This is a genomic window from Lacibacter sediminis (assembly GCF_014168535.1).
In the GTDB taxonomy this organism is placed as follows: domain Bacteria; phylum Bacteroidota; class Bacteroidia; order Chitinophagales; family Chitinophagaceae; genus Lacibacter; species Lacibacter sediminis.
Window position 1 is genome coordinate 1,873,731 of the sequence record NZ_CP060007.1, and the last position, 23,211, is coordinate 1,896,941.

General features: G+C 36.4%; 20 protein-coding genes and 1 tRNA gene. 12 read left to right on the plus strand and 9 right to left on the minus strand.

Translation table 11 applies throughout. The features are described 5' to 3' along the window. Nucleotides 1–70 precede the first annotated feature (70 nt). The 3 genes from H4075_RS08035 to H4075_RS08045 all read left to right on the plus strand — a co-directional run bounded on the left by H4075_RS08035 (nucleotide 71) and on the right by H4075_RS08045 (nucleotide 2,186). Nucleotides 71–478 carry an EVE domain-containing protein gene (locus H4075_RS08035; protein ID WP_182805760.1) on the plus strand — a complete coding sequence of 136 codons (408 nt, stop codon included), beginning with the start codon at nucleotides 71–73 and terminating at the stop codon, nucleotides 476–478. Between the two features lie 277 nt (nucleotides 479–755). After that, the gene (locus tag H4075_RS08040; RefSeq protein WP_182805762.1) at nucleotides 756–1,190 is read left to right on the plus strand and encodes a hypothetical protein; all 435 of its coding nucleotides are present in this window, start codon (nucleotides 756–758) and stop codon (nucleotides 1,188–1,190) included. Between the two features lie 81 nt (nucleotides 1,191–1,271). After that, complete coding sequence (locus H4075_RS08045) at nucleotides 1,272–2,186, plus strand: DUF4349 domain-containing protein (protein WP_182805764.1); 915 nt, start codon at nucleotides 1,272–1,274, stop codon at nucleotides 2,184–2,186. A 30-nt stretch (nucleotides 2,187–2,216) separates the two neighbouring features. Here the strand turns inward: H4075_RS08045 and aat are convergent, their stop codons facing one another. Together aat and H4075_RS08055 are read right to left on the minus strand one after the other, a co-directional pair. Then, on the minus strand, nucleotides 2,217–2,861 hold the full coding sequence (gene aat / locus H4075_RS08050) for a leucyl/phenylalanyl-tRNA--protein transferase (protein ID WP_182805766.1): 645 nt from the start codon (nucleotides 2,859–2,861) through the stop codon (nucleotides 2,217–2,219). A 35-nt stretch (nucleotides 2,862–2,896) separates the two neighbouring features. Beyond that, nucleotides 2,897–3,190 carry an ATP-dependent Clp protease adaptor ClpS gene (locus H4075_RS08055; protein WP_182805768.1) on the minus strand — a complete coding sequence of 98 codons (294 nt, stop codon included), beginning with the start codon at nucleotides 3,188–3,190 and terminating at the stop codon, nucleotides 2,897–2,899. Nucleotides 3,191–3,299: 109 nt separating this feature from the next. Between H4075_RS08055 and H4075_RS08060 the strand changes: the two genes are divergently transcribed. From H4075_RS08060 to H4075_RS08095, 8 genes are all read left to right on the plus strand, one after another. After that, nucleotides 3,300–5,306, plus strand: coding sequence for a hypothetical protein (locus H4075_RS08060; RefSeq protein WP_182805770.1), 2,007 nt, complete (start codon nucleotides 3,300–3,302; stop codon nucleotides 5,304–5,306). A 236-nt stretch (nucleotides 5,307–5,542) separates the two neighbouring features. Then, nucleotides 5,543–6,763, plus strand: coding sequence for a site-specific integrase (locus tag H4075_RS08065; RefSeq protein ID WP_182805771.1), 1,221 nt, complete (start codon nucleotides 5,543–5,545; stop codon nucleotides 6,761–6,763). Between the two features lie 323 nt (nucleotides 6,764–7,086). After that, the gene (locus H4075_RS08070) at nucleotides 7,087–9,522 is read left to right on the plus strand and encodes an AAA family ATPase (RefSeq protein ID WP_182805773.1); all 2,436 of its coding nucleotides are present in this window, start codon (nucleotides 7,087–7,089) and stop codon (nucleotides 9,520–9,522) included. An 88-nt stretch (nucleotides 9,523–9,610) separates the two neighbouring features. After that, complete coding sequence (locus H4075_RS21600; RefSeq protein WP_220494899.1) at nucleotides 9,611–12,226, plus strand: AAA family ATPase; 2,616 nt, start codon at nucleotides 9,611–9,613, stop codon at nucleotides 12,224–12,226. Between the two features lie 3 nt (nucleotides 12,227–12,229). Further along, complete coding sequence (gene mcrC / locus H4075_RS08080; protein WP_182805775.1) at nucleotides 12,230–13,288, plus strand: 5-methylcytosine-specific restriction endonuclease system specificity protein McrC; 1,059 nt, start codon at nucleotides 12,230–12,232, stop codon at nucleotides 13,286–13,288. A gap of 10 nt (nucleotides 13,289–13,298) precedes the next feature. Beyond that, on the plus strand, nucleotides 13,299–13,994 hold the full coding sequence (locus H4075_RS08085; protein WP_182805777.1) for an RteC domain-containing protein: 696 nt from the start codon (nucleotides 13,299–13,301) through the stop codon (nucleotides 13,992–13,994). 67 nt (nucleotides 13,995–14,061) lie between these two features. After that, nucleotides 14,062–14,394, plus strand: coding sequence for a helix-turn-helix domain-containing protein (locus H4075_RS08090; protein WP_182805779.1), 333 nt, complete (start codon nucleotides 14,062–14,064; stop codon nucleotides 14,392–14,394). After that, nucleotides 14,391–16,394: a VapE domain-containing protein gene (locus tag H4075_RS08095; protein WP_182805780.1), complete on the plus strand. Its 2,004-nt coding sequence runs from the start codon at nucleotides 14,391–14,393 to the stop codon at nucleotides 16,392–16,394. Before H4075_RS08090 ends, H4075_RS08095 begins: the two co-directional genes overlap by 4 nt. 203 nt (nucleotides 16,395–16,597) lie before the next feature. Here the strand turns inward: H4075_RS08095 and H4075_RS08100 are convergent, their stop codons facing one another. From H4075_RS08100 to H4075_RS08120, 5 genes are all read right to left on the minus strand, one after another. Beyond that, entirely contained in the window at nucleotides 16,598–17,674 is a 1,077-nt protein-coding gene (locus H4075_RS08100) for a hypothetical protein (protein ID WP_182805782.1), read from the minus strand. Between the two features lie 94 nt (nucleotides 17,675–17,768). After that, nucleotides 17,769–17,843: transfer RNA gene (locus H4075_RS08105), tRNA-Val, on the minus strand. Nucleotides 17,844–17,981: 138 nt separating this feature from the next. Beyond that, nucleotides 17,982–19,091 (minus strand): DUF2911 domain-containing protein, encoded by a 1,110-nt coding sequence (locus tag H4075_RS08110; protein ID WP_182805784.1) that lies wholly within the window; start codon nucleotides 19,089–19,091, stop codon nucleotides 17,982–17,984. A gap of 187 nt (nucleotides 19,092–19,278) precedes the next feature. Next, nucleotides 19,279–19,515, minus strand: a complete 237-nt coding sequence (locus H4075_RS08115) for a hypothetical protein (RefSeq protein WP_182805786.1) — start codon at nucleotides 19,513–19,515, stop codon at nucleotides 19,279–19,281. A gap of 27 nt (nucleotides 19,516–19,542) precedes the next feature. Next, a complete protein-coding gene (locus H4075_RS08120) occupies nucleotides 19,543–20,331 on the minus strand; it encodes an MBL fold metallo-hydrolase (RefSeq protein WP_220494900.1) in 789 nt (262 codons plus the stop codon). A 265-nt stretch (nucleotides 20,332–20,596) separates the two neighbouring features. On the opposite strand from H4075_RS08120, the gene H4075_RS08125 reads away from it, so the two are divergent. Next, on the plus strand, nucleotides 20,597–21,625 hold the full coding sequence (locus H4075_RS08125; protein WP_255460449.1) for a sensor histidine kinase: 1,029 nt from the start codon (nucleotides 20,597–20,599) through the stop codon (nucleotides 21,623–21,625). A gap of 4 nt (nucleotides 21,626–21,629) precedes the next feature. Here the strand turns inward: H4075_RS08125 and H4075_RS08130 are convergent, their stop codons facing one another. After that, nucleotides 21,630–22,436: a 3-keto-disaccharide hydrolase gene (locus H4075_RS08130; RefSeq protein ID WP_182805789.1), complete on the minus strand. Its 807-nt coding sequence runs from the start codon at nucleotides 22,434–22,436 to the stop codon at nucleotides 21,630–21,632. Between the two features lie 181 nt (nucleotides 22,437–22,617). Then, nucleotides 22,618–23,133, minus strand: a complete 516-nt coding sequence (locus tag H4075_RS08135) for a hypothetical protein (protein WP_182805791.1) — start codon at nucleotides 23,131–23,133, stop codon at nucleotides 22,618–22,620. Nucleotides 23,134–23,211 lie beyond the last annotated feature (78 nt).

A 23,211-nucleotide genomic window follows, 5' to 3' on the forward strand; every position in this document is an offset into this window, starting at 1 on the left:
GAAAAATAAAAAATGAAGAAGTGGCCAACCTTTTTCATTTCTCATTATTAATTTTTAATTCTTGATTTACATGGCTCATTGGTTAATTAAATCAGAACCTTTCAAATACAGCTGGGATCAGTTTGTAAAAGACAAACAAACATTCTGGGATGGTGTGCGCAATTATGCAGCCCGCAACAATCTCCGTGATATGAAGAAAGGAGACGAAGTGTTTTTTTATCACAGCAACGAAGGTTTGGAAATTGTGGGCATTGCAAAAGTGGTGAAGGAAGCTTACCAGGATCCCACGACTGATGAGGATGCATGGGTGGTGGTTGATTTTAAACCGGTACGTAAACTGAAAAAGCCGGTAACACTTGCACAGATGAAAAATGATAAGCGTTTAGCAAATATGGATTTGTTGCGTATGGGACGTTTGAGTGTTGGTAAGGTAACAGATGCAGAGTGGGATGTGGTGCTGGAGTTAGCAGGGGAGTGAGCTAAGAGTTGAAGAAGTAAAATGAGTTTAAAGAGTTGACGCAGTCAGCTCTTTTTTATTTTGGGGGAGTTTGCTCGTTCAACTTTTTTTCCTTCTTCCACTCTTAGAAACTTTTAACAAATTCCTTCGGTTACATTTTACAGTTAGTGGTATCAATCTTTACTATGAATGATACATCAGCAGTTGAATGATTTGCACGCCGGCAAATGAATTCAGCAAGTACTTCGCTGCTCCTGCATCCTGCTTCTCATTTAAAAACAATCAAAAACATTTCAAAATGAAAAAGATCATTTTGGCTGTCATTTTACTGGCAGCCGCTGGCGGAGCTGTATACTTATTTACGCAACGCAACCGAAACATTGAGCCTCTCTCTGAAACTTCTTACAAGGAAACAATCGTCGGCGATTGGAAAATTGATTCTATTGCCGCAAACGATTCGAATAACCTTGGCGTGCTCATCATGGCACTCGATACAAACCTCACCAGTTATACGTTCAGCTTTTCAAAAGATGGTGCTGTTACGCAATCATTGAACGACAGCATCATGCCTGTAAAAAGAAGTTATCAATGGAACGACAGTGCGAATATTATTTTAAGTGAAGGTGATTCTGCAAGTGATCAACAGTACATGAAGATACTTGCGTTGACAAAGGAGCAATTAAGTTTAATGAGTGCCGACAGTGCAGTGATCTACTTCAGGAAAAAGAAATAAATGATCAAGACCGGCTGATGATTTTTCATCAGCCGGTTTATGTATTTAAAACTATTCTGCATCTGAAATAAAAAAACTGTTATGAAACAACTACTCTTTGCAGGAATTGCATTCCTGCTCCTGGCAATCTCTTGCAATCAAGCGAGTGAAAAGGAATCGCTGCAAACTGCAACTATTGCTGATGTGAAATTGGAGGCACCTGTATCAGATACTGCTGCTTTAGCATTCGAACAATCACCAGCAATTCCGGGTGAAGAAAAACAGGAAGAGCCAAAGAAACAATCTCCAAAAACGTCGCAGTCGCCGGAAAGCAAACCCGACTGGAATAAAAAGATCATTAAAACAGCAGCGTTAAATGTGGAGGTGAAAGATTATGCAAAGTTTAATCAGCTGGTTCATTCATCCGCCAGCCGTTTCGGTGGTTACATAGCTGATGAGCTGCAATCGGAAACGGAATACAAGATCGAAAATACGATTGTGATGAAAGTGCCGGTCGATCAATTTCAATCAGCTGTTGATTTTCTTACAAGTGGTGATGGAAAGATCAATGAAAAGAAAATCTCTTCGGAAGATGTAACAACACAATTTGTTGATACAAAATCAAGACTGGAAGCAAAGAAGCAGGTACGGTTACGTTATCTCGATCTGTTGAAGCAGGCAAAGAATATGGAAGAGATATTGCAGGTGCAATCCGAGATCAACGATATACAGGAAGAAATAGAAAGTGCTGCAGGCCGCATCAACTATTTATCGAATGCTTCGGCCATGAGTACCATCAATCTTACCTACTACCAGGTGATCAATGCTTCAGCAAAGGATACAGATACCGTAAGTTTTTGGGAGAAAACGAAGTACGCTTTTCTTAGCGGATGGCATGGCTTGGTGGAAGTGTTGATCGGTTTACTGAATATCTGGCCACTGGCATTGATCGCTGCTATTGTTGTTTGGACAATTAAGCGTTCGGTCTTTAAAAAAGTAAAATCGCCGCAAGCATGATTCGAAGCGAACATTTGATTGCACCCTTACTCAGATGTTCGCTTTAACTATTTTCATAAACTCTTCTCTCGGGATCATACGGGCGCCCAAACTTTCAAGATGTGGCGTGTAGATCTGGCAATCGATCAATACAACGCCTTCTTTTTGTAATTGCTGAACAAAAGAGATGAATGCATACTTACTTGCATTCGGCACTTTGCTGAACATGCTTTCACCAAAAAAGATATTTCCAAGACGAACGCCATACAAGCCACCAACCAATTCATTGTTCTGCCACACTTCTGTACTAACGGCTTTGCCTAACTGATGCAAGTGAGTGTAAGCCTGTTCAATTTCTGTGGTGATCCATGTGCCTTCTTTCAGCTTTCGTGTTTGTGCACAGAGATGAATAACATCGGCAAATGCTTTGTTGATGGTAACAGTAAATGCTTTACGCTTAAATAACTGTTGCATGCTTTTACTGATGTACAATTCATCGGGAAATAAAACACAACGGGGATCGGGGCACCACCAGAGAGGTGGTTCGTCGTCGTTATACCAGGGAAATATACCGCTGCGGTAAGCCAGTAACAAACGTTCAGTGCTTAAATCGCCACCAATAGCAAGTAAACCATCAGCAGCTGCTTTTTCAACAGGGGGGAACCAAAGTTTTTCAGTTAAAACCGTAAGTGGCATGTGTAAAATAAAGGTATCGGAATGTAAACAGCAAATCAGGCAATCACTTCAACAGTGGCGCCAATGCCACGCTCAGTAATTGCATCGCATAATGGTTTCAGATCGTCGTATGATCCATTCTTTACAGCGTATTTCCCTTTGCTGTGAATGAGCCAGGCACATTGCTCTGCCTGTTCAGGCGCATGATCGCAAATGTCAATTAATGTTTCAATCACCCATTCGAACGTATTCACCTCATCATTCCACATAATGAGATGACAGGGCTCTTCCAGATCAGTAAGAACATCTGTTTCAATTAGCTCTTTTGTATGTGTGGATAAGTTCGGCATCAGGTGCAAAATTAACCATAGAAAAGAAAAAAACAATTTCTTCATTTTAATAAAGCAACTTATATGGCACATTACTTGTCAATGTTGAGTCTAACAAGCGGAAAATCAAATGAAATTCAGACTACTGCCTAAAAAGAAAGCCGAAGAGTCAGCCGAACAGGGGCAGGCTATTGTGCTTTCTATCAACAGCAATAACCGTGGACTGGATTTTCTGGCTGAACTGTTCCAAAAGATACGGCCAGCTGACGTAAATGATAAAGAAGCTGCGGAATTAAAATTCAAAGCGTTTTTATTTCAACTGCAGGAAGATCGCTCATTACTTTTTTCATTAAGGAAAGCGCTGCTTTCTCAATTTGCTAATAGCGACCTTACCACCGCACTTACTGAAAGTGGGTTGCTCAGTTCAAGAGGGTTTATCCAGGAACTTGGTTCAAAGCTCAAGCACAAAATTATTCCGGCTTTACTGGAGCCTACAGATTTTCTTTTTGTGATCGAACGGCTTTTTTACAAAAAGAATGATTACGTATGGATCGAAAAGATCGATAGTGAATTATGGAAATTATTTTTTCAACGTATCGGCATTGAAGTAAATCTCAATGAGCCTGCGTTGAATAATCAGTTACTGCAATCCATGCAAACACTATCGTACAGGTTGGCGATGATGGGGCTGGAGAAAGAAATTACACGACTGCATGATGAGCGGGACGATGCAGTATTCCCTTTTCTTGAACAGAGCCGTTTGGTGAACATGCTACTTGAGAAAAAGAAAAATACACATAGCATGCATGATGAGAAAATTATTGCAGCAGGTATTTTTGAAGCGCTGCATAATTGTTTGCAGAGTGTGCGATTTATTAAAGAGCAACGTAAGAATGTTGGTACAAGTTTAGCAGAAACATTCCTGCTCACACGTATGGAGCAGCATGTAGAACGCATTCTTCTGATACTTGATGCAGTTGATAACGATAAACGTTTCGATATTGAGCGCTTTATCACTTATTTTATGACGGTAGTACGTAATCAAAACAGGAAAAACAGTTTAAGTGAATTCCTGTCCCAGAATGTTGGATTATTAGCATACCAGATATCAGAACATGGAGGAAGAAGAGGAGAAACGTTCATCACCAAAACAAGAAAAGAATTCAATCTTCTTTTTCTCAGTGCAATGGGCGGAGGGTTCATCATTTCATTTATTGCTGTTTTCAAAAATTTGTTGGGCAAAGTAACACTTGCTCCTTTTTGGCAAGGAGTGGCCTACAGTACAAATTACAGTATCGGATTTTTATTGATACAATCAACAGGTTCAACACTGGCTACAAAACAACCCGCCTTTACGGCATCTGCTGTTGCAAGTTCGCTCGACAGTTCAAAGTTGAAAGGAAGACCGGATCTTGATAATCTTGCTGTAACCGTATCGCAGGTATCAAGAAGTCAGTTGGCATCTTTCGCAGGTAACCTGCTTGTTGTTTTTCCAATGACCTATTTACTGGCGATATTGTTTTTTAAACTCACCGGTTCAAAGATCGCTGCAGGTGAAGAAGCATTGGCATTGCTGCAGGCACAGCATCCTTTTCAAACACTGGCATTGTTATTTGCATGCTTTACCGGGTTCTTTTTATTCCTGAGTGGACTGATCGCAGGGTGGGTTGAAAATTATGTGGTGTATGCACAACTGCCGCAGCGAATAAGGCTGCATCCTGTATTACATCATTCACTTGGCAAAAAACAATTGAACTGGCTGGTGAACCTTGTGGAAAATAAACTGGGTTCGATTGCGGGTAGTGTATCGCTGGGTTTTTTCCTGGGTATGGCAGCGTTTATCGGAAAGATATTTGGCATTCCGTTCGACATAAGACATATTACGATTTCGGCCGGCAATACAGCAATTGGTTTTTTTGGTTTAGAAGGGCCGGTTGATTATCGTTACATGGCTACTATCCTGCTCGGCGTAAGCTTAATTGGTTTCCTCAACTTTTTTGTAAGCTTTGGTTTTGCATTTTTTGTAGCGGTAAAGTCCAGAGGCATTCAACTTAGAGACTATCCTGAGTTTCTTGGTATATTATGGCGTTATTTCCGTAAAAGACCGGTGGATTTTATTATACCGACCAAAAAATAAGATGGAAGCATTCAAAATGAAAAAAGGTTCACATTGTGAACCTTTTCTGTGGGAGCACACGGGCTCGAACCGCGGACCCTCTGCTTGTAAGGCAGACTAAATATTGTTTTCGATTTTTATGAAATTTTATTATTTATTGGTAATCATTCTTTAACGAATTTTATTTTTATTGTATTCAATCGACTTTTATCGTTTTTTATTAGATTTGTTTAAACCATGTTTAAACCAGAGATCAAATGAATACGTCTGTAAAGGTTGTTTTATACACTTCAAAGAAGCTATCTAACGGGGAGCATCCGGTAATGTTAAGGGTAACAAAGGACAGGAAATCGAAATACTTATCTACAGGCTTTAAATGCAGCCCTGATCTTTGGGATGCAAAGACAAACCTTCCAAAAAAGAAACACCCCCTTTATATTCAGGCTAAAGTGCTGATAGCTAAAAAAACTGTTCAAGCCGAAAAGCTCATATTGGATTTGGAAGCCGATGATAAGAGCCTTTCAGTCCATGAGATTAAAGGGAAGCTAAGGAAGGAGAAAGTAAACAACCCCCTGCTATTTCTATATTTTGATAAAGTGATCGAACGCTTCAAGCAAAGCGGCCAAATAAAGAATGGTGAAATCTATAAGGACACAAAAAGAAATTTAAGCCAGTTTGTAAACGCAAAACAACTCCACTTTTCAGATATAGACATTGAATTTCTAAACAAGTTTGAAGAATATTTGAAGTCTAATAATAAAGGCGCAAATACCATCTATATCTATTTACGAACCCTGAGAGCCCTTTTAAATAAAGCCATAAAAGAAGAAGTCAGCAGCGATAAATACTACCCCTTCAAAAAATTCAGTTTGGCGAAGTATGCGAATATTAAAACTGAAAAAAGAGCAATTACAAAAGACGAGATAAAAAAAATTGCTGATCTGGATATTACGAAGCATCCTCATTTAATAGATGCTAAGAATATTTTTATGTTCAGCTACTATTGCAGGGGAATTAATTTTATTGATCTTGTTCTATTGAAGTGGAAAGACGTAAAATCAGGCAGATTACTTTATACAAGGAAGAAAACAAAAGAACTATTCAATATTGAAATATTAAAGCCTGTAACTGAAATTTTAGACTATTACAAGCCCTTTACTTTTAGAAACAATGAAAGCTACATTTTTCCAATTTTGAATGAAAACTACAACACTCCAACGATGTTGTATAATCGAAAGGAAAAAATGATAAGGAAGATTAATAAAGACTTGAAAGAGATTGCCGCTAAATGCGAAATTGAAAGCGAATTAACCACTTATGTTGCAAGGCACAGCTACGCAACTATTTTAAAGAAAAGTGGCATATCAACATCCGTTATTAGTGAAGCGATGGGGCACGATAGCGAAAAGACTACCAAAATCTATTTGGAGAGCTTTGAAAACAATATTTTGGATGAAGCAAGTAAAGTACTTTTATAGCTTTATAAGTCTTCATTAATTAAACTAACATAGTACGGTAGCCGCAAAATCTTCATTTGCGGCTTTTTTTATGCCCTGCTTTGCCTGTAAACAGAAGTAAAATAAAACACTAATTTACCCGCCGGCGGCTATAACAATGCCGATATAAACCTTAAATTAGCAACCTAACTCAAAACACTACATGGCATTAAGCTGGAACGAGATAAAAGAAAGAGCCTTAATTTTTTCAAAAGAATGAGCAGATACAACAAACGAAGAAGCAGTTGTAAAACCGTTTTTGGTTGAATTTTTCAATGTATTTAGTAAGTAAATGAAATTAAAAAATGAAAATCAAGAAAATAAACCATATTAAGGAGTACAAATCATTTCTTGATTTTAAATGGTCGGAATTCTGTCTTGATAGTGCAGGAGGAGAAAAATCATTTTGCCCATATAATGTAGTATTTGGTGAAAATGGTAGTGGCAAAAGTTCAATTTGTGAAATTCTAAAAGACATTTCGCAACATACCCCATTTAATAGTAGTTGTGATAAACCAAATTCTATTCAAATAAAAATTGATAGCAACTTACACAATTATACTTCAAATGCCTGGGACAATTCCCTGCCCAAAAATTCAATTTTGTTTTTTGACCAAACTTTTATTGATGAAAATGTTCATACTAACGGTGAACGTAGCAATGAAAAAAATAGACATAGCCAAAATGCTGGAAAATTGCTAATTGACCTTGATGCAGAAGCAAACAGAAAAAAGCAAGAGGAAAAAGACACGGCAAAAGCATTAAAGGATTTTGAAGACGAAAACACTATAAAATTAAATTACCAATTTTTACCGGCCGATCTTCAAATTTACACCACGCTAAAAGATAAAAGCGAAAAAGAATTAATTGATTTAAAAGATGCAAACAATGCTAAACACAAAAGCACATCTGATGATATTGAACAACTAAAATTAAGAAGAAATCAAACAGCAAATGTTTCTTCATTCAATCCGCCAGAAGATATTTTACTTACTAAAGAGCTTCTTCCAATTTCAGAATTTCAAGAAATATTTACACGTAAAATTGAAGATAGTTCAGCAAAGCTTGCAAGTGAAAATTTAATTAAACATATTTCTGATCACAAAGCATTTATTGAAACGGGGCTTCAAATCAAAGAAAATTCAGAGAATAAAGATAGTTGTCCATTTTGTTTACAATCTCTGAAATCACAAGAAGAAATTATAAAATCCTATTCGGCTTATTTTAATCAAACGTACAAGGAACAAAAAGCCAAATACATAGAAGATATTGAGTCAATTAAAGATAATCTAAACGATTTAAAAAAGGAAGCCATTCAACTTCCAATCAAAATAGCAAACTCCTATAAAATTTTATCAGAATTTTGGTCAAATTATAATGTTGGTAAATTCTCGGCAGAAAATTCTCATGAAGGAGGAACTACAGAAGGATTTATAGAGCTCTATTCGCTTGAAGAAAAGCTAAATCACGTTTTGAATTATCCAAAAGCTATTGATGATTTGCTGATTGCGTTAGAAAATTTAAAAACAATAGACATTAAAACGTATGATTTTAATAAAGACTACTATGCAGTCTTCTCTCATTTAAGCGAGGTTAAAATTGCTTTAGTGGCAATTATGCAATCATTAAAGAAATATACAGGAAGAATAATTGAGTTTAAGGCTAAGTATTCCGAAGTTGCAACTATCAATCAAGAAATTGTACAAAAGGAGCCTGAACTCCTAAAACTTACAGATCTCAAAAATTATTTTGATAAAAATTACCATTCTTTAATTAAGGAATGGTATAGACTAAAAGATGAAAAAGAAACATTAAGGGTAGCCTCTTTTGCAGCAAAGGATGATTTAAAAGCATATATACTTACCCAGGCCCCGACATTAATTTTATCTAAAATGATGTCGTTTCTAAATAGGTTTAATCTTTCATTTACATTAGAACCAAATCGGGTTGCAGGTTCAACTTCCGAAGTGCCTTTTTCTTTTAAAATACTTGATTTAAAAGGAAGTGAAAGAAATATCAAAACAGGGTTATCCGAGGGCGAAAGACAGTTAATTTCATTAGCATTCTTTTTCGCAATTAACGAAAATGCAGCAGATAAAAGAAATAAAATCTTGGTATTCGATGATCCTATCACAAGCCTTGACGCTTCCAATTTAAAGATTCTTTCAGATGTGATTTTTGAACACGTAAATGTATACTCTCAAGTTTTTGTTTTTACACATCATCCATTGTTTTACAAATACTTAATAAAAAAAGAAAATCCAAATCCAAATAAATTTGGTATCCTAAAAAACACAATTGCTTTTAAAGGCTCTCTAATATATGTCGACACTGAATTTGACTTACTCGCCCAATTGAAAGGAAGTCATCAATCATTAATTGCAAAGGCATCTTTGGGAACTCTGAGCCTTGAGGAAGCTGCTGTAACCTATGGTCATCTGTTACGATTATCAGTTGAGCGTTTTATAAAGAACGAGTTATTAATGTGGAACAAAGAAGATAGTTTCTCAACTATTACAGGAGGACTTAAAGACGCAAAAAGCAAAATAAAATTACTTGCAGATGCCGACCTTGATACTATTGAAAAAGTTTTCAAATACTGTAACTATGCAAACTTTCTACACGCAGACAAAGAAGCATCCTCGGCGTTGAATGAATTATTGCAGCACATAGAAAAATACTTAGTGGTTGTTGATGCGGTTAGAAATCCAGTTCCGTCGGTAGCTACGACACCACCATAGCCACTACTTTTTTAAATGTCTTCAAAGCCGAATACGAACGTTTATAATGCGAAAATTTGCAAATTAAATAAAATGTAAAGCCTGAGCTATGCAAACACAATTTCAATTTTTAACAGACTTAGCAAGACAATATCAAGTTTATTCGGACAAACCGAAACAACTTTTCAATGCAATAAATAATCTTTCAAAAGATGCTGTCGAAGATATTTATAAAGAGTATGGCGATCCTGAAAGAGATTTTAAGCCGGTTAACTTATTGCGTTCGGAAATTGCAAGAAAGCGATTGCAGGGGCAAACAATAAATGAAGAACTTGTAGAGGAAATAAAAGAAAAGATCAGAACAAAAGATACTAAGTATTTCAGCCATCAAAAGCCGGCTTTCTTAAAGCAGCTTGAAGATTATGAATTATTCAAAAGAGATTTATTTACCAACTGGAAGAACCCTTGGAGTGTTTTTCATGCATTCTTTTATCGAAATCAAGTAAGAGAAACGGTTGAAAGCTATTTGGAACAAATAGGAGAAAACTTACTAATCGAACTTGAATTAAAGGATTATACTTTCCATTCGGTAGGATTTCAAGGTGCAACAAATTTCGGTAGTTCATGGTGTTGGCTTGCGCTTTATCCAGTTACGAAAGAATCTCACATGGACAGCTATCAGTTTTTCGTTCGGTTTAGCTTGTATCCTGTAGCCGGACGGATGGCAGGTCATGCTTTGAAAGGAGCAGAACCAGAGGATTTAAAAGATGCCCCTACCTATAAAGACGTACTAGCTAATTTGATGAGTTTAAAAGCAGGTATTATTAAGTTGAATAACTCACTTAGAAACTATTTCAAATTTGCACCCGGCAGTCAGGCATCCGAATGGGAAAAGTTTTACAGAGAAAAAGTTATTGCGATAGATTTTGATTTTAAAGATCTCAACAATTTTGAATCAAGAGCCCAAATGAATGAGTCGATTGGGCTTGCAAGCAATGACAAATCAAATAAAACATGGAACCTGTGGCAATTTAGAAAAGCTAACATTGGCGACGTTGTATTTGCTTCAAAAGGTGTAAATACTTGCCTGGGAATTGGCATAATTGAAGGAGATTATTACTACGACACATCAACAGACAGCTTCAGTCATAAAAGGGCGGTTAGATGGATTACAAATAAAGTCTATCAATACAAATCCAATACATTAAAAAAATATAAGAATTTATTCCGCCCCGATACATTTAGCCCAACTGTAGTATACGAATTTATTTTAGGCGAATTTGTAAGACTATACCCAGAGCTGGTAAGTGTATTTGAAGCTAACAATATAAAAATAAATACTAATTTAATCGAGAGTGCCCCAATCGAAGAAGCAGAAAGCGAGTATGAAGTAGCCACAGATGAAAATGAACCATTAAACTTTTGGTGGCTTAATGCAAACCCTGACATTTGGAAAATCAGCGATCATGTTGAAGGGCAAAGACAAACCTATACTACTCACAATCAAAAGGGAAACAAAAGAAGGGTTTATAAATACTTTACTACGGCCAAACCAGGGGATTTAATTATTGGATATGAAAGTACTCCCACGAAGCAAATCAAGGCTATTTATGAAGTAACAAAAGGGATTCATAACACACCCAACGGTGAAGAAATAGAATTTGAATTAATTGAAAAATTAGAATTGCCCGTCCATTGGAATGAGCTGAAAAATAATCCAACACTTCAAGAGTGTGAAGTTTTCATAAACAATCAAGGAAGCTTATTTAAGTTAACAGAGGATGAATATGATATTATCAGGGAAATCATAGATGAAAAAAATATTGCTACCGAAAAACTACAAAGTAGTGGCCTAAAAAAATACAGGTTTAGTGAGGATGCAGATAAACCATTCATTAGTGAAAATGATTTCAAAAGAACAGTTGACTTACTAAAGAGAAAGAAGAATATTATTTTGCAGGGTCCTCCCGGTGTTGGCAAGACTTTCATTGCCCGAAAATTGGCGTATGAAATAATGCAGGAAGTAAAAGATGCAAATATTGAGATGGTGCAATTTCATCAATCATACAGCTATGAAGATTTTATACAAGGACTTAGGCCAACAAAAAAGGGAAGCTTTGATTTAAAGGAGGGAGTTTTTTACCTATTCTGTACACGGGCTTTGGCTCATCCCGACCGGCCTTTCTTTTTTATCATTGACGAAATTAACAGAGGTAATCTAAGTAAGATATTTGGAGAATTAATGATGTTAATAGAATCAGACAAAAGGCATGAAAAATATGCCCTGAAATTAACATACGCTGAAAACGAAAAAGATCGTTTCTATGTGCCTGAAAATCTTTACATCATTGGCACAATGAATACAGCAGATCGTTCCTTGGCAATAGTTGACTATGCCTTGAGAAGAAGATTTGCCTTTATAACATTGCAGCCTGACTATGGCGATAATTTCCGTTCATTCTTAAAAGGAAAAGGGATAACCGCTCCGATGGTTGAACATATTTGTTCATCAATTGCAAAACTAAATGATCGTATAAAAGAAGACATTAACCTTGGCGAAGGTTTCCAAATAGGGCACAGCTACTTTTGTAATTATTCTACAAATGAAGATGAAGGCCATTGGTGGAGTGATATTATAAATTATGAGTTAAAGCCACTTTTGGAAGAAATTTGGTTCGATGAATCAGCAAAGGTTACAGATGTTTTAAAACAACTATCAAGGTAAGCAATGCAGATACCGATAGAAAATATTTACTATCTCCTTTGCTACGCTTGGAATAAGCTGGATGAAAAAGACCGGGTGGCAGTTTCAATAGATGATAAGACGGAGTTGCTTGATTTATTTGCAAAGGTTCTTATTAATGCAAGCAAAATGCTTTTGAAAAGAGGCATTGACAAAAACTATATTGACCATACGGAGGAAATAGCAGGAGTAAAAGGTAAAATCCAAATAAGCCAAACACTAAAATCTAATTTACTTTCAAAGCAAAGAACGATTTGCACATTTGACGATTTTTCAGCAAATATCATTTCAAACCGAATTTTAGTTTCTACTATTCATCGACTAATAAGAACAAAGGAACTTGACAAAGCTTTAAAAGATGAGTTAGTTAGTTTGCAACGGATGTTTTCCGGTATAGATCAAATTGAAATATCTATTTCACTCTTTAAGCAAATCAGACTAAATCGAAATAACCGCTTTTATGGCTTTGTAATGAATGTTTGCCAAATTATTTACGAAAGTACATTCCCGTCCGAGGAGCAAGGAAAGTATAAGTTTTCAGACTTTACAAGGGATGATAAAAAGATGAATCAACTCTTTGAATCGTTTATAAGAAATTTCTACAAAATTGAACAGGCAAAATATTCTACTGTAAAAAAGGAAACAATTGATTGGAGCTTTACAAATACGGATGAGGAAAGCCAAGGTTATTTGCCAAAGATGGAAACTGATATAACATTAGAGAATGATCTTGAAAAAATTATAATTGATGCAAAGTTTTATCGGGAAACAATGACATTGAACTATGATAAAGAAAGGATCAAATCTGCAAACTTATATCAGCTATTCAGTTACTTACTAAATCAGGAAGACGGTACGGCAAAAAATCAGCAAGCAAAAGGAATTTTACTTTATCCAACTATTGAAACTGACTACAATTTGAATTTTCAATATAAACAGCATGAAATTCAAATCAGAACGATAAACTTAAATTCAAATTGGAAAAACATAGCCAACCGGTTAAAGGAAATTGCCGGAATAGAAAATAATACTATTAAAGCATAAATGTAATTACATGAAACAAAAGACAACATTTTTTCAAGTGTTTGAAAAGAAACGTAATGAAATTCAAAATATAATGCTTGAAAAGTACCGGGAAACAATTGAACAGGCAAGAGATGAATCGAAGCTTGAAATTCATTCGAAGGAATTAAATGAACTTTACAATGCACACAGGCAGCAACTATACAAACTCGGCAAAAACAGTAGATTTCTCATAGAAATAGACGACTCGTTAAAGGCAAATAAAAATGAAACATTTGAAAACCTTTTCAATGCAAATATTTTACAAATTTCTAAAAAAGAAGGAGATGGTGTTATAATTGATCTTGCTCAATTGGATGCTATAAGTAAAGCTATATCAGAGATTCGAAGATTAACAAATGAATACCTGACAGAGGATAAAAAGGAAAATGTATCAAAGCAAATAGAATTGCAATGGAAAGGCGGTGAGCTTGAACTTGTTCACCTTGTCTATTCATTGTTTCATGCAAAACTTTTAACGAATGGTAAAAATCAAATCACGCATCTTGTAGAGCAAGTTGCAGAGGCGTTTAATCATAAGTTGGGTAAAAACTGGCAAATAAATTTATCCGAAAGCATAAATGATCGAAAGGCTGATTATCAACCAAAAGTAATTGAGAAAATAGTAAAGGCATATACTGATTACTCCAATAAGCAAATAGAAATAAATGAAAAAAAAGATGCCTAAGTAGCGCCTAAGTAAGGCAGTTACACTTTCGTTTCTTTATTGATTTGCCATAAATAAAATATTATTTATGGCACAAAACATCATTGTTCAATTCACAGAGTTTGAATTTAGGGAGCTTCTTAAAAATTGCATAGCTGAAGGCATTAAGGAGAACACCCAGGCGGCTCAAGAAACGTCAAACAAACTCTTTAGTGTTAGAGAAGCTGCAATATTTTTAAATCTTGCACCTCAAACCTTGTACGGCTTTACTTCAAACCGTACGATCCCTTTTATCAAAAAAGGGAAGAAACTTTATTTTAAACAGTCTGATTTGGAATTATGGCTTACCGATGGGAAGAAAGAATCGGTAGCAGAGATCGCTAAATCATTTGACGTTAAAATAAAAGGAGGTAAGCAATGACCAATACGCTTACCTCCAACGAGAATTTAAGTCATAGCAAATCTACAGAAATTTCATTTTTTAAAACGTTTTTCGTTCCTCCAAAAGAGAGGATTACAATAGAACGACTTTTTGAATTAATTAAGACAGGAGGCGATTTTAAGGAGAATATTCAAAAAATTAGACTGGAATCAAATAAAGAACTTCGAAATGGGAGAAAAAAATTACTTCCAGCTGTAACGGTATCTGGGTTATTCGAAAACGAAAGAAAAGCAAGCAACTTAGGTACTCATTCGGGGTTTCTGCAAATAGATTTTGATGAAGTTTCAGATCCATTTTCGGCCATTGAGTTATTAAAGAAAGATACCTATTGCTATGCTTGTTTTTTGAGCCCAAGCGGAAATGGAGTAAAACTTATTGTTAAAATAGCAAATCAAAAAAATCAGCATACAACTTGTTTTCGACAGCTAGAAAACTATTATAAAACTACTTACAATTTTACGGTAGACAAATCTTGTAAGGATGTAAGTCGACTTATGTTTCTAAGCTGGGATGAGAATATTTTTGTTAATGAAAATTCGGCAGTTTGGGAAATACTAATCGCTGACAACAAGAATAAATTTTCCTCTTTGTTAGAGAGTTTCCAGAAACGGGAAAATTTCGTGTCTGGTAATAGAAATAATTTTGTTTTTAAATTATCCTTAGAGTGCTATAAAGCAAATATTAAAATGCATGAAGTTGTACAACTTGTTTCCGAAAAGTTTGCTACCGATGGCTTCACCGTTGACGAAATTGAACGCACGGTAGCCAGCGCATACAAAAGTAAAGAATCAGTAGTAAAAGAATCAAAGGGAGAAGATCAACATACTTCATATTCATTGTTAAAACGTGCAGAAAATTATTTAGAAAGGAAGTATCAAATCAGACTAAATGAAGTAAGCGGAAGGATTGAATACAATGAAAAATCAAAAAACGATCGCTTTAGAGAGCTTAATGAAAACAACATCTATAGAGAGTTACAACATCAGGGGATCTCTCTTTCATTAAATAAAATAACTTCTCTACTGCTTTCCGATTTTGTACCGCTATACAACCCTTTTCTAAATTATTTTGAAAATCTCAAACCTTATGACAGCAAAGTTGATCCCGACTACATAGACAAAATATGTAGTTACTTGCCTGTAAATGATATGGAAAGATTTAGACTACATTTTAGGAAGATGCTTGTTCGTTGTATTGCTTGTGCTTTAGAGCCGACGGTGTTTAATAAACAGGTATTCGTTTTTGTTGGAGAAGGACAAAATACTGGAAAGTCTACATTCTGCCGTTGGCTATGTCCAGATGATTTGGGGGAATACTTAACTGAATATGTCAACACTGATAAAGACGGGTTGATTGTTTTAGCTACAAACTTTCTGATAAACATGGACGAACTAGCAACTTTATCAAAAGCAGAAATTAATTCACTCAAGAGTTTTATAAGTAAAGACAAAATAAATATTCGACTTCCCTTTGCAAAACGAAGCAGCGTGCATCCCCGACGGGCAAATTTTATAGGATCTACCAACAATGACGAATTTCTTACAGATGAAACTGGAAGCGTTCGGTGGCTTTGCTTTGAGTTAACTGGAAAATTAAATTTTAATTATAAAAAAGACATAAAGATTGATGACATCTGGCGGCAAGCATATTCACTTTATAAAGACGATTTTGAATATCAACTAACTGCCGATGAGATTAAAGAGAATGAAAAGGTGAATAATAGGTATTTGGTTAGCAGCCAGGAAGTACAATTAATTCAAAAGCATTTTCTCCCTGCCAATCGTGAAAATGGGGAATTTTATGATGCCACTGATATTTTGAATTTCATAGTTGGGAAATACTCACATATTAAGTCAAATACACGGAGTATTGGAAAAGCAATGAAAAGCTTAGGATTTGCCAGATCGACAAAATATGATTCTGAAAAAAGATTCAGCAATTACGGCTATTTTGTAGAATTGATTTCTATGCAAAATTAATTACTCTTTTTACTCGTCTTTACAGGACGTCCGTATAAGCCTCTTTTCATCGAGTAATTCTTTTTATTTGGAATTACTCGATGTTACTCTAAAAATGATATATAGTCGAGTAATGAAGTAATTAGAGTAAGCTAAACTTTGAAATCTTGAAAATATGGAAATAAATTTTTAATTTTAGATACTAAAATTAACGGGAGAAAAAATCAGGTCCTGTTATATTGCTGCTGAAGATATTTCAGTATAATTTTTAACGCAGCGTTCTTGAAATGTTCCGGCGTATATTTTTCAAGTATATCATCATTATTTAAAGTTACTTCACGTATAAAGTCAGCCACAACCCACCTAGGCGCATCTCTACGAAGGAAATGCACAAAGCCTGTTCTGAAATCTTTCTCAGCCCTTTTCAAGATTTGGTGCGCAATAAACTTGTATAAACTATGATTAATTGTTTTCCTTTTTTCATTACTAATAGCTGCTATTTGTAATTTCGATTCTTGCATGTTATGAAAACCTTTCTTCTTTAAAATTCCGGTAATGCCAAAGAATGTATCAGGAATAAATTTGGTTAAGTCTCCTTTAAAAAAAAGTTGAAAACAAAAATCGTTTATGAGTATGGAGTAAGGTCTCTTTTCCCAATGGCAATATATTGCGTTATCATTTGTTCCTGTGGTTTCAAAAAAAGCTATTCTTATAGGCAAACTTGTAACCAAATCCTCATTGTCTTGCAATTTTTTTAATAGTGCATCCTCACTCAAATCTAATGTGAGGTTAAGTATTTCTCTTAATACTTCTTGATGTTCAAAATCCATTCTGAACTCTCCAAATCCAGTAATTGCCGCTCGCCATGCTAAAGAGTAGACGAATACCCTTAATAAAAGGTTTTCCGATATTTCATAAACTTGATACTCAAGCCCCTGATCTAATTTGATTTTCCTTAGTTTACTAAAAATCTTGTCCGCTACAGCCGTTTCCAGAGTTGAAAGCTTCTTTTCACATTCAGAACATAGTATATTGTCTTTAGTATAAGGGTTTTCTTGTTCACGTATTTCTTCCTCAGTTAACTCTCTTCCTTTTACCTCTTTTATATGATCTGGTAAAATTTCACTTCCGAAATAGGAGCTTGCAAAAGATGCAGTCGATAATTCAAATGAAATCTCATTTTCCCGCCTCTTTGAGCCTGCATTATTTATGGCATCCTTTATAAGAAAAAACGAGAATATATGGGAACCGGTTTGGTTTGCCTCTCGTTGTTGACACAGCTTGCATAAAGGCTTACTCATAATAGGAGCTTTAAGAAGGAATGTTTAAACCATGTTTAAACCAGTAAAATAAGAAAGGGCTCCAGTTTTAGCTGAAACCCTTGTCTGTATTGAGTGGGAGCACACGGGCTCGAACCGCGGACCCTCTGCTTGTAAGGCAGATGCTCTGAACCAACTGAGCTATGCTCCCGTTTGGGGAGTGCAAAGATAAGGGTCGGAGTTTTTCTAAAAAATTTTTTTTAGAAAATATTTTTGAGCCGAAAACAGGCTGTGAAACAACAAAAAAACTCATTCAAGACGAATGAGTTTTTTTGCTTGAAGAAGATCATCAATTCACATCTTTTCCTTCTTTCAGTTTATTGATCATCGTCTGCACATTATTTTTATTAGGCTGGTCAGGTGCTAATGGCAAAGCCAGGTTTGCATATTTCAATGCATTTTTATAATCAGCATTTGCAGAATAACCACGCACAAGTCCCATTAACGTTGTAAACTGGTTCGGGTTCTTATCATGATTTTGTTTGAATACGTCCAATGCTTCTTTTACTTTTTTCAATTGCAGTAATTGCCGGCCATATTGATGCAGATCCTGCATGTTACCGAACGTCATTGCCTGTTTCATTACGGCAGCGGCGTCATTTGCACGACCAAACTTTTCCAATAGTTGCGCTTTTACTGCCCATGCGCCAAATACACGATCACCACCAAAGCCACGGGAAGTTGCAGAATCGGCCCAAAGCAATGCTTCTTCTAAATTGGTGTTGCGTTGCAAACACCAGCTTGCGGCCTGGTTCCAGCTTTGCCAGATGAACCCTTTCTCGGTACGTAATTCTCTGCGAAATGAAGCGATCTGCTCTTTCACATAATCGGTTTCAATACGAAAAGGGAACATGAGTTTTTCCCACTGCAACGCCACGGTAGCACCGGCTTCACTTTCATTCAGGAATTCGTACTTCAGCCATTCAACTGATTTATCTGATGCAACCGCTTTTAAAGGAACACGAAGGGCATCTTCTTTCGCATTGTAATAATAATGTCCCCATGAAGTGGAGTTGTTCGATAAGATCAAGGTTGATCCATTTGGATCATACGCAAGAAACAAACCATAACGACCGGCTTTAACCGGTTTGCCTTCCACCGTCACATCAGTGCTGAATTCAATGGTTGTATTTTCATTGGCACCTGCACGCCATGGAGCAGATTTGCTGCTGCCAAAACCGGGATCAGTAAAACCAACGGGAACAAGTTCGCCCCACACTTTCCCTTCACGTCCTTTCACAGCCGGACGATCATAATGAATGGTTACATCAGTTAAGCCGATACGTTCACTCACCGATGCTTTTTTATTGCCGCCACTCGGTGCAACAGTCAACGGAATTTGTGCAAACGAAGAAAGGAAGAGAGTGCTGCTGAATAACAGTAAACAGAATTTTTTCATGAATGATAAGTTTTAGTGTATGTAATCTAATGAACACTGAAAGTTTACTTCAGTTGATTGTGATTAATGAAGACAGCAATGGATAGACGGAGTATTTTTTTGTTTGAATGATTCAGAAACGGCTGTTTATTACCATTATTTGAAGTAACGGTAATAACTGAAATAGAAAGTTATGCTATTTCGGGAGCTAGTTACGTTTTTCAATCGATCGGTCTTGATAACCCCAGTGCTCGTTTTCCTGAAGGTCTTTACCATGATAGTGCCCATAACGGAGAATACTGTATGTAAGTGTCAGCACAAGTAAAGGGGAAAGGAAAAACATGATCATGGTTACGTTCGGCAGGATGTTCAGTTGCAGCATCACTACATATGCAAGCAGATAAACAGTGGCAAGTATAGCTAATATGTAAGGGCGCTTCAACATGTTTGTTTATTTAATTGAACATAACCTTCATGCAGGTTTTGTTGAAACCTGTTTATATCGCATCAATAATTGTTCCAGTTGGCCGGGAATATCTTTTTGCATTAATCCGCCATGATAACAGATCAACTGATCAATTTCCAGTTGCTTTAGTTTTTCTACAGACCGCAATGCGTCATCTAGATCCAATGTAAACTGCGGGTTAGCAATTTCTAATATTCCGTTTTCAATGACTACTGCATCCGCCGCAATCAACGTTTTACTTTGCCTGATGTAGATGGAAATGTGGCCAGGCATATGTCCGGGAGTGTGTATGACCTCAATACCCCTGAGCCAATCAACTTCACGATTAAATGCTAAAAAATGATCAACAGGAAGAGTTTGCATGCCTTTGAGCAATTCAATAAACTGCAAAGCGCCCGTTTTATATTCTTCAGGAATTGAATCCAGCATCTGTTCTGCCTGTATCAATCGTAACGATTTTTGTTTGCCGCTTATAAACGGAGCCTCAATAGCTGAACTGTAAATCTGTAATGCAGGATGATTTTTTTTCAACTCGGCTGCGGCTCCCATATGGTCAATGTCATGATGTGTAATGATCATACCGGTCAGTTGATGGACAGAAAGCTGATGATTTGATAAAGCTTTCTCCAGCAATGGTAAAAAGCCGGCATAGCCGCAATCAACCAACAATACGTGCTGCTCATTTTGCAGTACAACCGGGTATAAAAAATTTGTTTCTCCGTTGAATGGAAATGCTATTTCGAGAATGTGGCACTGCATCAATACAAGTTCTTTTCTGTAAACTGTAAAGTTCATATTTTTTTATAAAATTTAATTGGATGCGGGTTAATCTGTAGACAGAAATTCAGCGAATCGAACGTTACCAATGAATTCTTGCTGTATTTTTTTGCGATCGGGCAACATCGACTAAATAAATCCTATATATACAGAATTGTGAAACAGATGAAATAATCATTCATAAATTTTCTGTAGTTCACGTAATACAATTTTAATTTATGCTTGTCGCATATAATAGATTGTACTACATGTTGCAATTGCATATTTCTGTATTTTCATCGTGATGATCTCTCAAAGTTCCACTGAATTTGAACTCTTACCTTTTTTTGAACTCACCCCTGATCTTGTTTGCATTGCAGGGAAAGATGGTTATTTCCGTAAGATCAATCAATCGGTCATTGATAAGCTTGGATATACCAAGGAAGAATTGTTTTCAAGACTTATCAGCAGTTTTATACACCCCGATGATAGAGAACAAACACAGCTTACACGGGTAAAGATGATCGAAGGGCAGCCGCTTGTTAATTTTCAGAACAGGTATATTCATAAAAACGGCAGTATTATCTGGCTTGAATGGACATCCATTTATTTTGCTGATAAAGAATTGGTTTTTGCCATTGCCAAAGATGTAACACGACGTAAAGAAACGGAACTGCAAATTGAAGAAAAATATATTCGCTTTAAAGGCTTAGCAAATCATTTCAAAGGTAGTATTGAACGTGACCGGAAATATCTTTCCGTTGAGCTGCACGAAGAGCTTGCGCAATTGCTGGCCGTGTTAAAAATTGATATTGACTGGATCAAAGCAAAGCAGGCAGATTTGCCGGAAGATGTTTCGAACAGACTTGAACATGCCGGCATTATTACTGAACTCCTGATCAAAACCATTCAGCGTATTTCGTTTACCATCAGCCCCGGTATGTTGAATGATCTTGGATTGGTTGAAACATTGCGATGGCATTGCAATGAGTTTAGTCTTGTTGCTTCAATCGACTGCAGGTTGCAGGGAAATTGTAACGATGCTTTGCTGAGTAAAGAAATGCAGCTTGATCTGTTCCGCATTTGCCAGGAAGCATTGCATAACATACTTTATCATGCTGAAGCTACTGTTGCCTCGCTGACTATAACAGAAACGGACACTGAACTTTCTTTTATTATTACGGATAACGGAAAAGGATTTGATGTTACAGCCGTGCAGCAAAGCAATGGCTTAACTGTAATGAAAGAACGGGCTGCTTCTATTAATGCTGAAGTTACCGTAACAAGTAAACCCGGAAGCGGAACAGAAGTAAGTGTGAAGCTGAAGAAATAACAGCTTATTTCTTTTTGTATTTCGCTGAAAGATCTTTGATGCGGATGTTTCTGAAATCAATTGGTTGACCTTCGCTTTGCAAAGCAATAAAACCACTGCTCAATAATTTTCCATCCTGTTTTATTTTGGGATCATAACGGGCAACAACGCCACCTCCAATTTGTGGTTTTGAATATTGCAATACCGTATCGCCATTGATGATATGAGTGATCAAAGAATCGCCCAACACAATCAATTCTGCACTTACCCATTGCTCGCCATCATAGGTTTTTGAAGAAGAGTTGATGCAATGCGAAGGAACAATTGTGCCCTTCTGCACCACCTCAGTTCCGGGTGAACACATATTACCTGTTGATCTTGGTTTGCCATCACTTAATCCACCGAGGAATTGCATTTCAACTGAGATAGGCCAGTCCTGTTCTTTCGGCATGCTGCGTGGATCTTGCGAATGAAACATGACACCGCTGTTGCGTAACGTATAAGAGGGTGCTGTTTTGAACCATTCGCCCACAAAACGGTATTCGAGTTTGAGATGATAGTAAGAGTAGGGCGTTTTGTAATAAAGATGACCAAACTGTTCATTGAAATTGCTGTACTGATCATAACGCACTTTGATCATATCTTCTTCCACACGAAAAGTGTTGCCGAAGTTAACACCCACATCATGATGATGGATCTTAACGGTCCAGTCGTTCATGTCTTTGCCGTTGAAGAGTGGCTTCCATTCGTCAGCTGCCTGTGTTTTCTTTGATGAGTTACAACCGAAAAGAATGACAGTTACAAGTATTGCAAGAAATGAGTACTGGCGCATGAGTTTGGAAATAGTTGAATTCGAAATTAAAGCTATTTAACTAAAGCGATGGAATGTAAACAAACGATTGAGCAAAAATGGTTACTGTGATAGTCGTTGGTCAGGCGACCAAACGACGGATTTTATTGATAAGAACAACAAGGGTGAGATTTGCTTTGTTTATGTAAATACCACCGTAATGTTAGCTGCCATATCCGGGGATTACACTCAGTCTCAATTTTTCGACAATCCAATTTTCGGCTTTTTTTATTGGTCGGATGTAACCAAAATAACACCATAAGCCAGGAATAACTCCGCCAACTCCAGCGAATAAAAATCTTTCGGGAATTGTAGGCGACCTAAATATGCCATTGATTGTCATTTTGTCTATAAAGATGCTGGCTGGTATGAACGTAAAAACAAATATTGAGAAAAAAAGAATTGTGAAGTAGCGAGGTTTAACAACAATATTTATTGTTAGAGGTTTCTCAGAAATATAATAACCTTCAAGAGTTGGATATTGTTCCAATGTAAATCCATCAAGTCCATAAGTATTGCGTATAACGATAAAACCACTTTCAGAAGTTTGTGCAATAAATTTATCGGTTCTTAGGCCACCGAACTGCTGTTCAGTATCAAGATTGTTCATCTCTTCAAAGACTTGGCTTTTTGACAAGTCAGTTGAATAGTATTTATCAATTGTAAAAGGTGATTGCATTGAGAACGAGTTAATTGGCGGCTCAGCAAATATATGATATTAGAGGTGGCACCTCTATAATCTTAGAATTGAAAATCA

Bases quoted from the DNA above. Each gene is read 5' to 3' on its own strand.
- H4075_RS08130 (WP_182805789.1), bottom strand. From the start codon at position 22,436: ATGCGCCAGTACTCATTTCTTGCAATACTTGTAACTGTCATTCTTTTC.
- H4075_RS08035 (WP_182805760.1), top strand. From the start codon at position 71: ATGGCTCATTGGTTAATTAAATCAGAACCTTTCAAATACAGCTGGGAT.
- H4075_RS08095 (WP_182805780.1), top strand. From the start codon at position 14,391: ATGACCAATACGCTTACCTCCAACGAGAATTTAAGTCATAGCAAATCT.
- aat (WP_182805766.1), bottom strand. From the start codon at position 2,861: ATGCCACTTACGGTTTTAACTGAAAAACTTTGGTTCCCCCCTGTTGAA.
- H4075_RS08060 (WP_182805770.1), top strand. From the start codon at position 3,300: ATGAAATTCAGACTACTGCCTAAAAAGAAAGCCGAAGAGTCAGCCGAA.
- H4075_RS08055 (WP_182805768.1), bottom strand. From the start codon at position 3,190: ATGCCGAACTTATCCACACATACAAAAGAGCTAATTGAAACAGATGTT.
- H4075_RS08135 (WP_182805791.1), bottom strand. From the start codon at position 23,133: ATGCAATCACCTTTTACAATTGATAAATACTATTCAACTGACTTGTCA.
- H4075_RS08090 (WP_182805779.1), top strand. From the start codon at position 14,062: ATGGCACAAAACATCATTGTTCAATTCACAGAGTTTGAATTTAGGGAG.
- H4075_RS08115 (WP_182805786.1), bottom strand. From the start codon at position 19,515: ATGTTGAAGCGCCCTTACATATTAGCTATACTTGCCACTGTTTATCTG.
- H4075_RS08120 (WP_220494900.1), bottom strand. From the start codon at position 20,331: ATGAACTTTACAGTTTACAGAAAAGAACTTGTATTGATGCAGTGCCAC.
- H4075_RS08065 (WP_182805771.1), top strand. From the start codon at position 5,543: ATGAATACGTCTGTAAAGGTTGTTTTATACACTTCAAAGAAGCTATCT.
- mcrC (WP_182805775.1), top strand. From the start codon at position 12,230: ATGCAGATACCGATAGAAAATATTTACTATCTCCTTTGCTACGCTTGG.
- H4075_RS08100 (WP_182805782.1), bottom strand. From the start codon at position 17,674: ATGAGTAAGCCTTTATGCAAGCTGTGTCAACAACGAGAGGCAAACCAA.
- H4075_RS21600 (WP_220494899.1), top strand. From the start codon at position 9,611: ATGCAAACACAATTTCAATTTTTAACAGACTTAGCAAGACAATATCAA.
- H4075_RS08125 (WP_255460449.1), top strand. From the start codon at position 20,597: ATGATCTCTCAAAGTTCCACTGAATTTGAACTCTTACCTTTTTTTGAA.
- H4075_RS08070 (WP_182805773.1), top strand. From the start codon at position 7,087: ATGAAAATCAAGAAAATAAACCATATTAAGGAGTACAAATCATTTCTT.
- H4075_RS08110 (WP_182805784.1), bottom strand. From the start codon at position 19,091: ATGAAAAAATTCTGTTTACTGTTATTCAGCAGCACTCTCTTCCTTTCT.
- H4075_RS08045 (WP_182805764.1), top strand. From the start codon at position 1,272: ATGAAACAACTACTCTTTGCAGGAATTGCATTCCTGCTCCTGGCAATC.
- H4075_RS08040 (WP_182805762.1), top strand. From the start codon at position 756: ATGAAAAAGATCATTTTGGCTGTCATTTTACTGGCAGCCGCTGGCGGA.
- H4075_RS08085 (WP_182805777.1), top strand. From the start codon at position 13,299: ATGAAACAAAAGACAACATTTTTTCAAGTGTTTGAAAAGAAACGTAAT.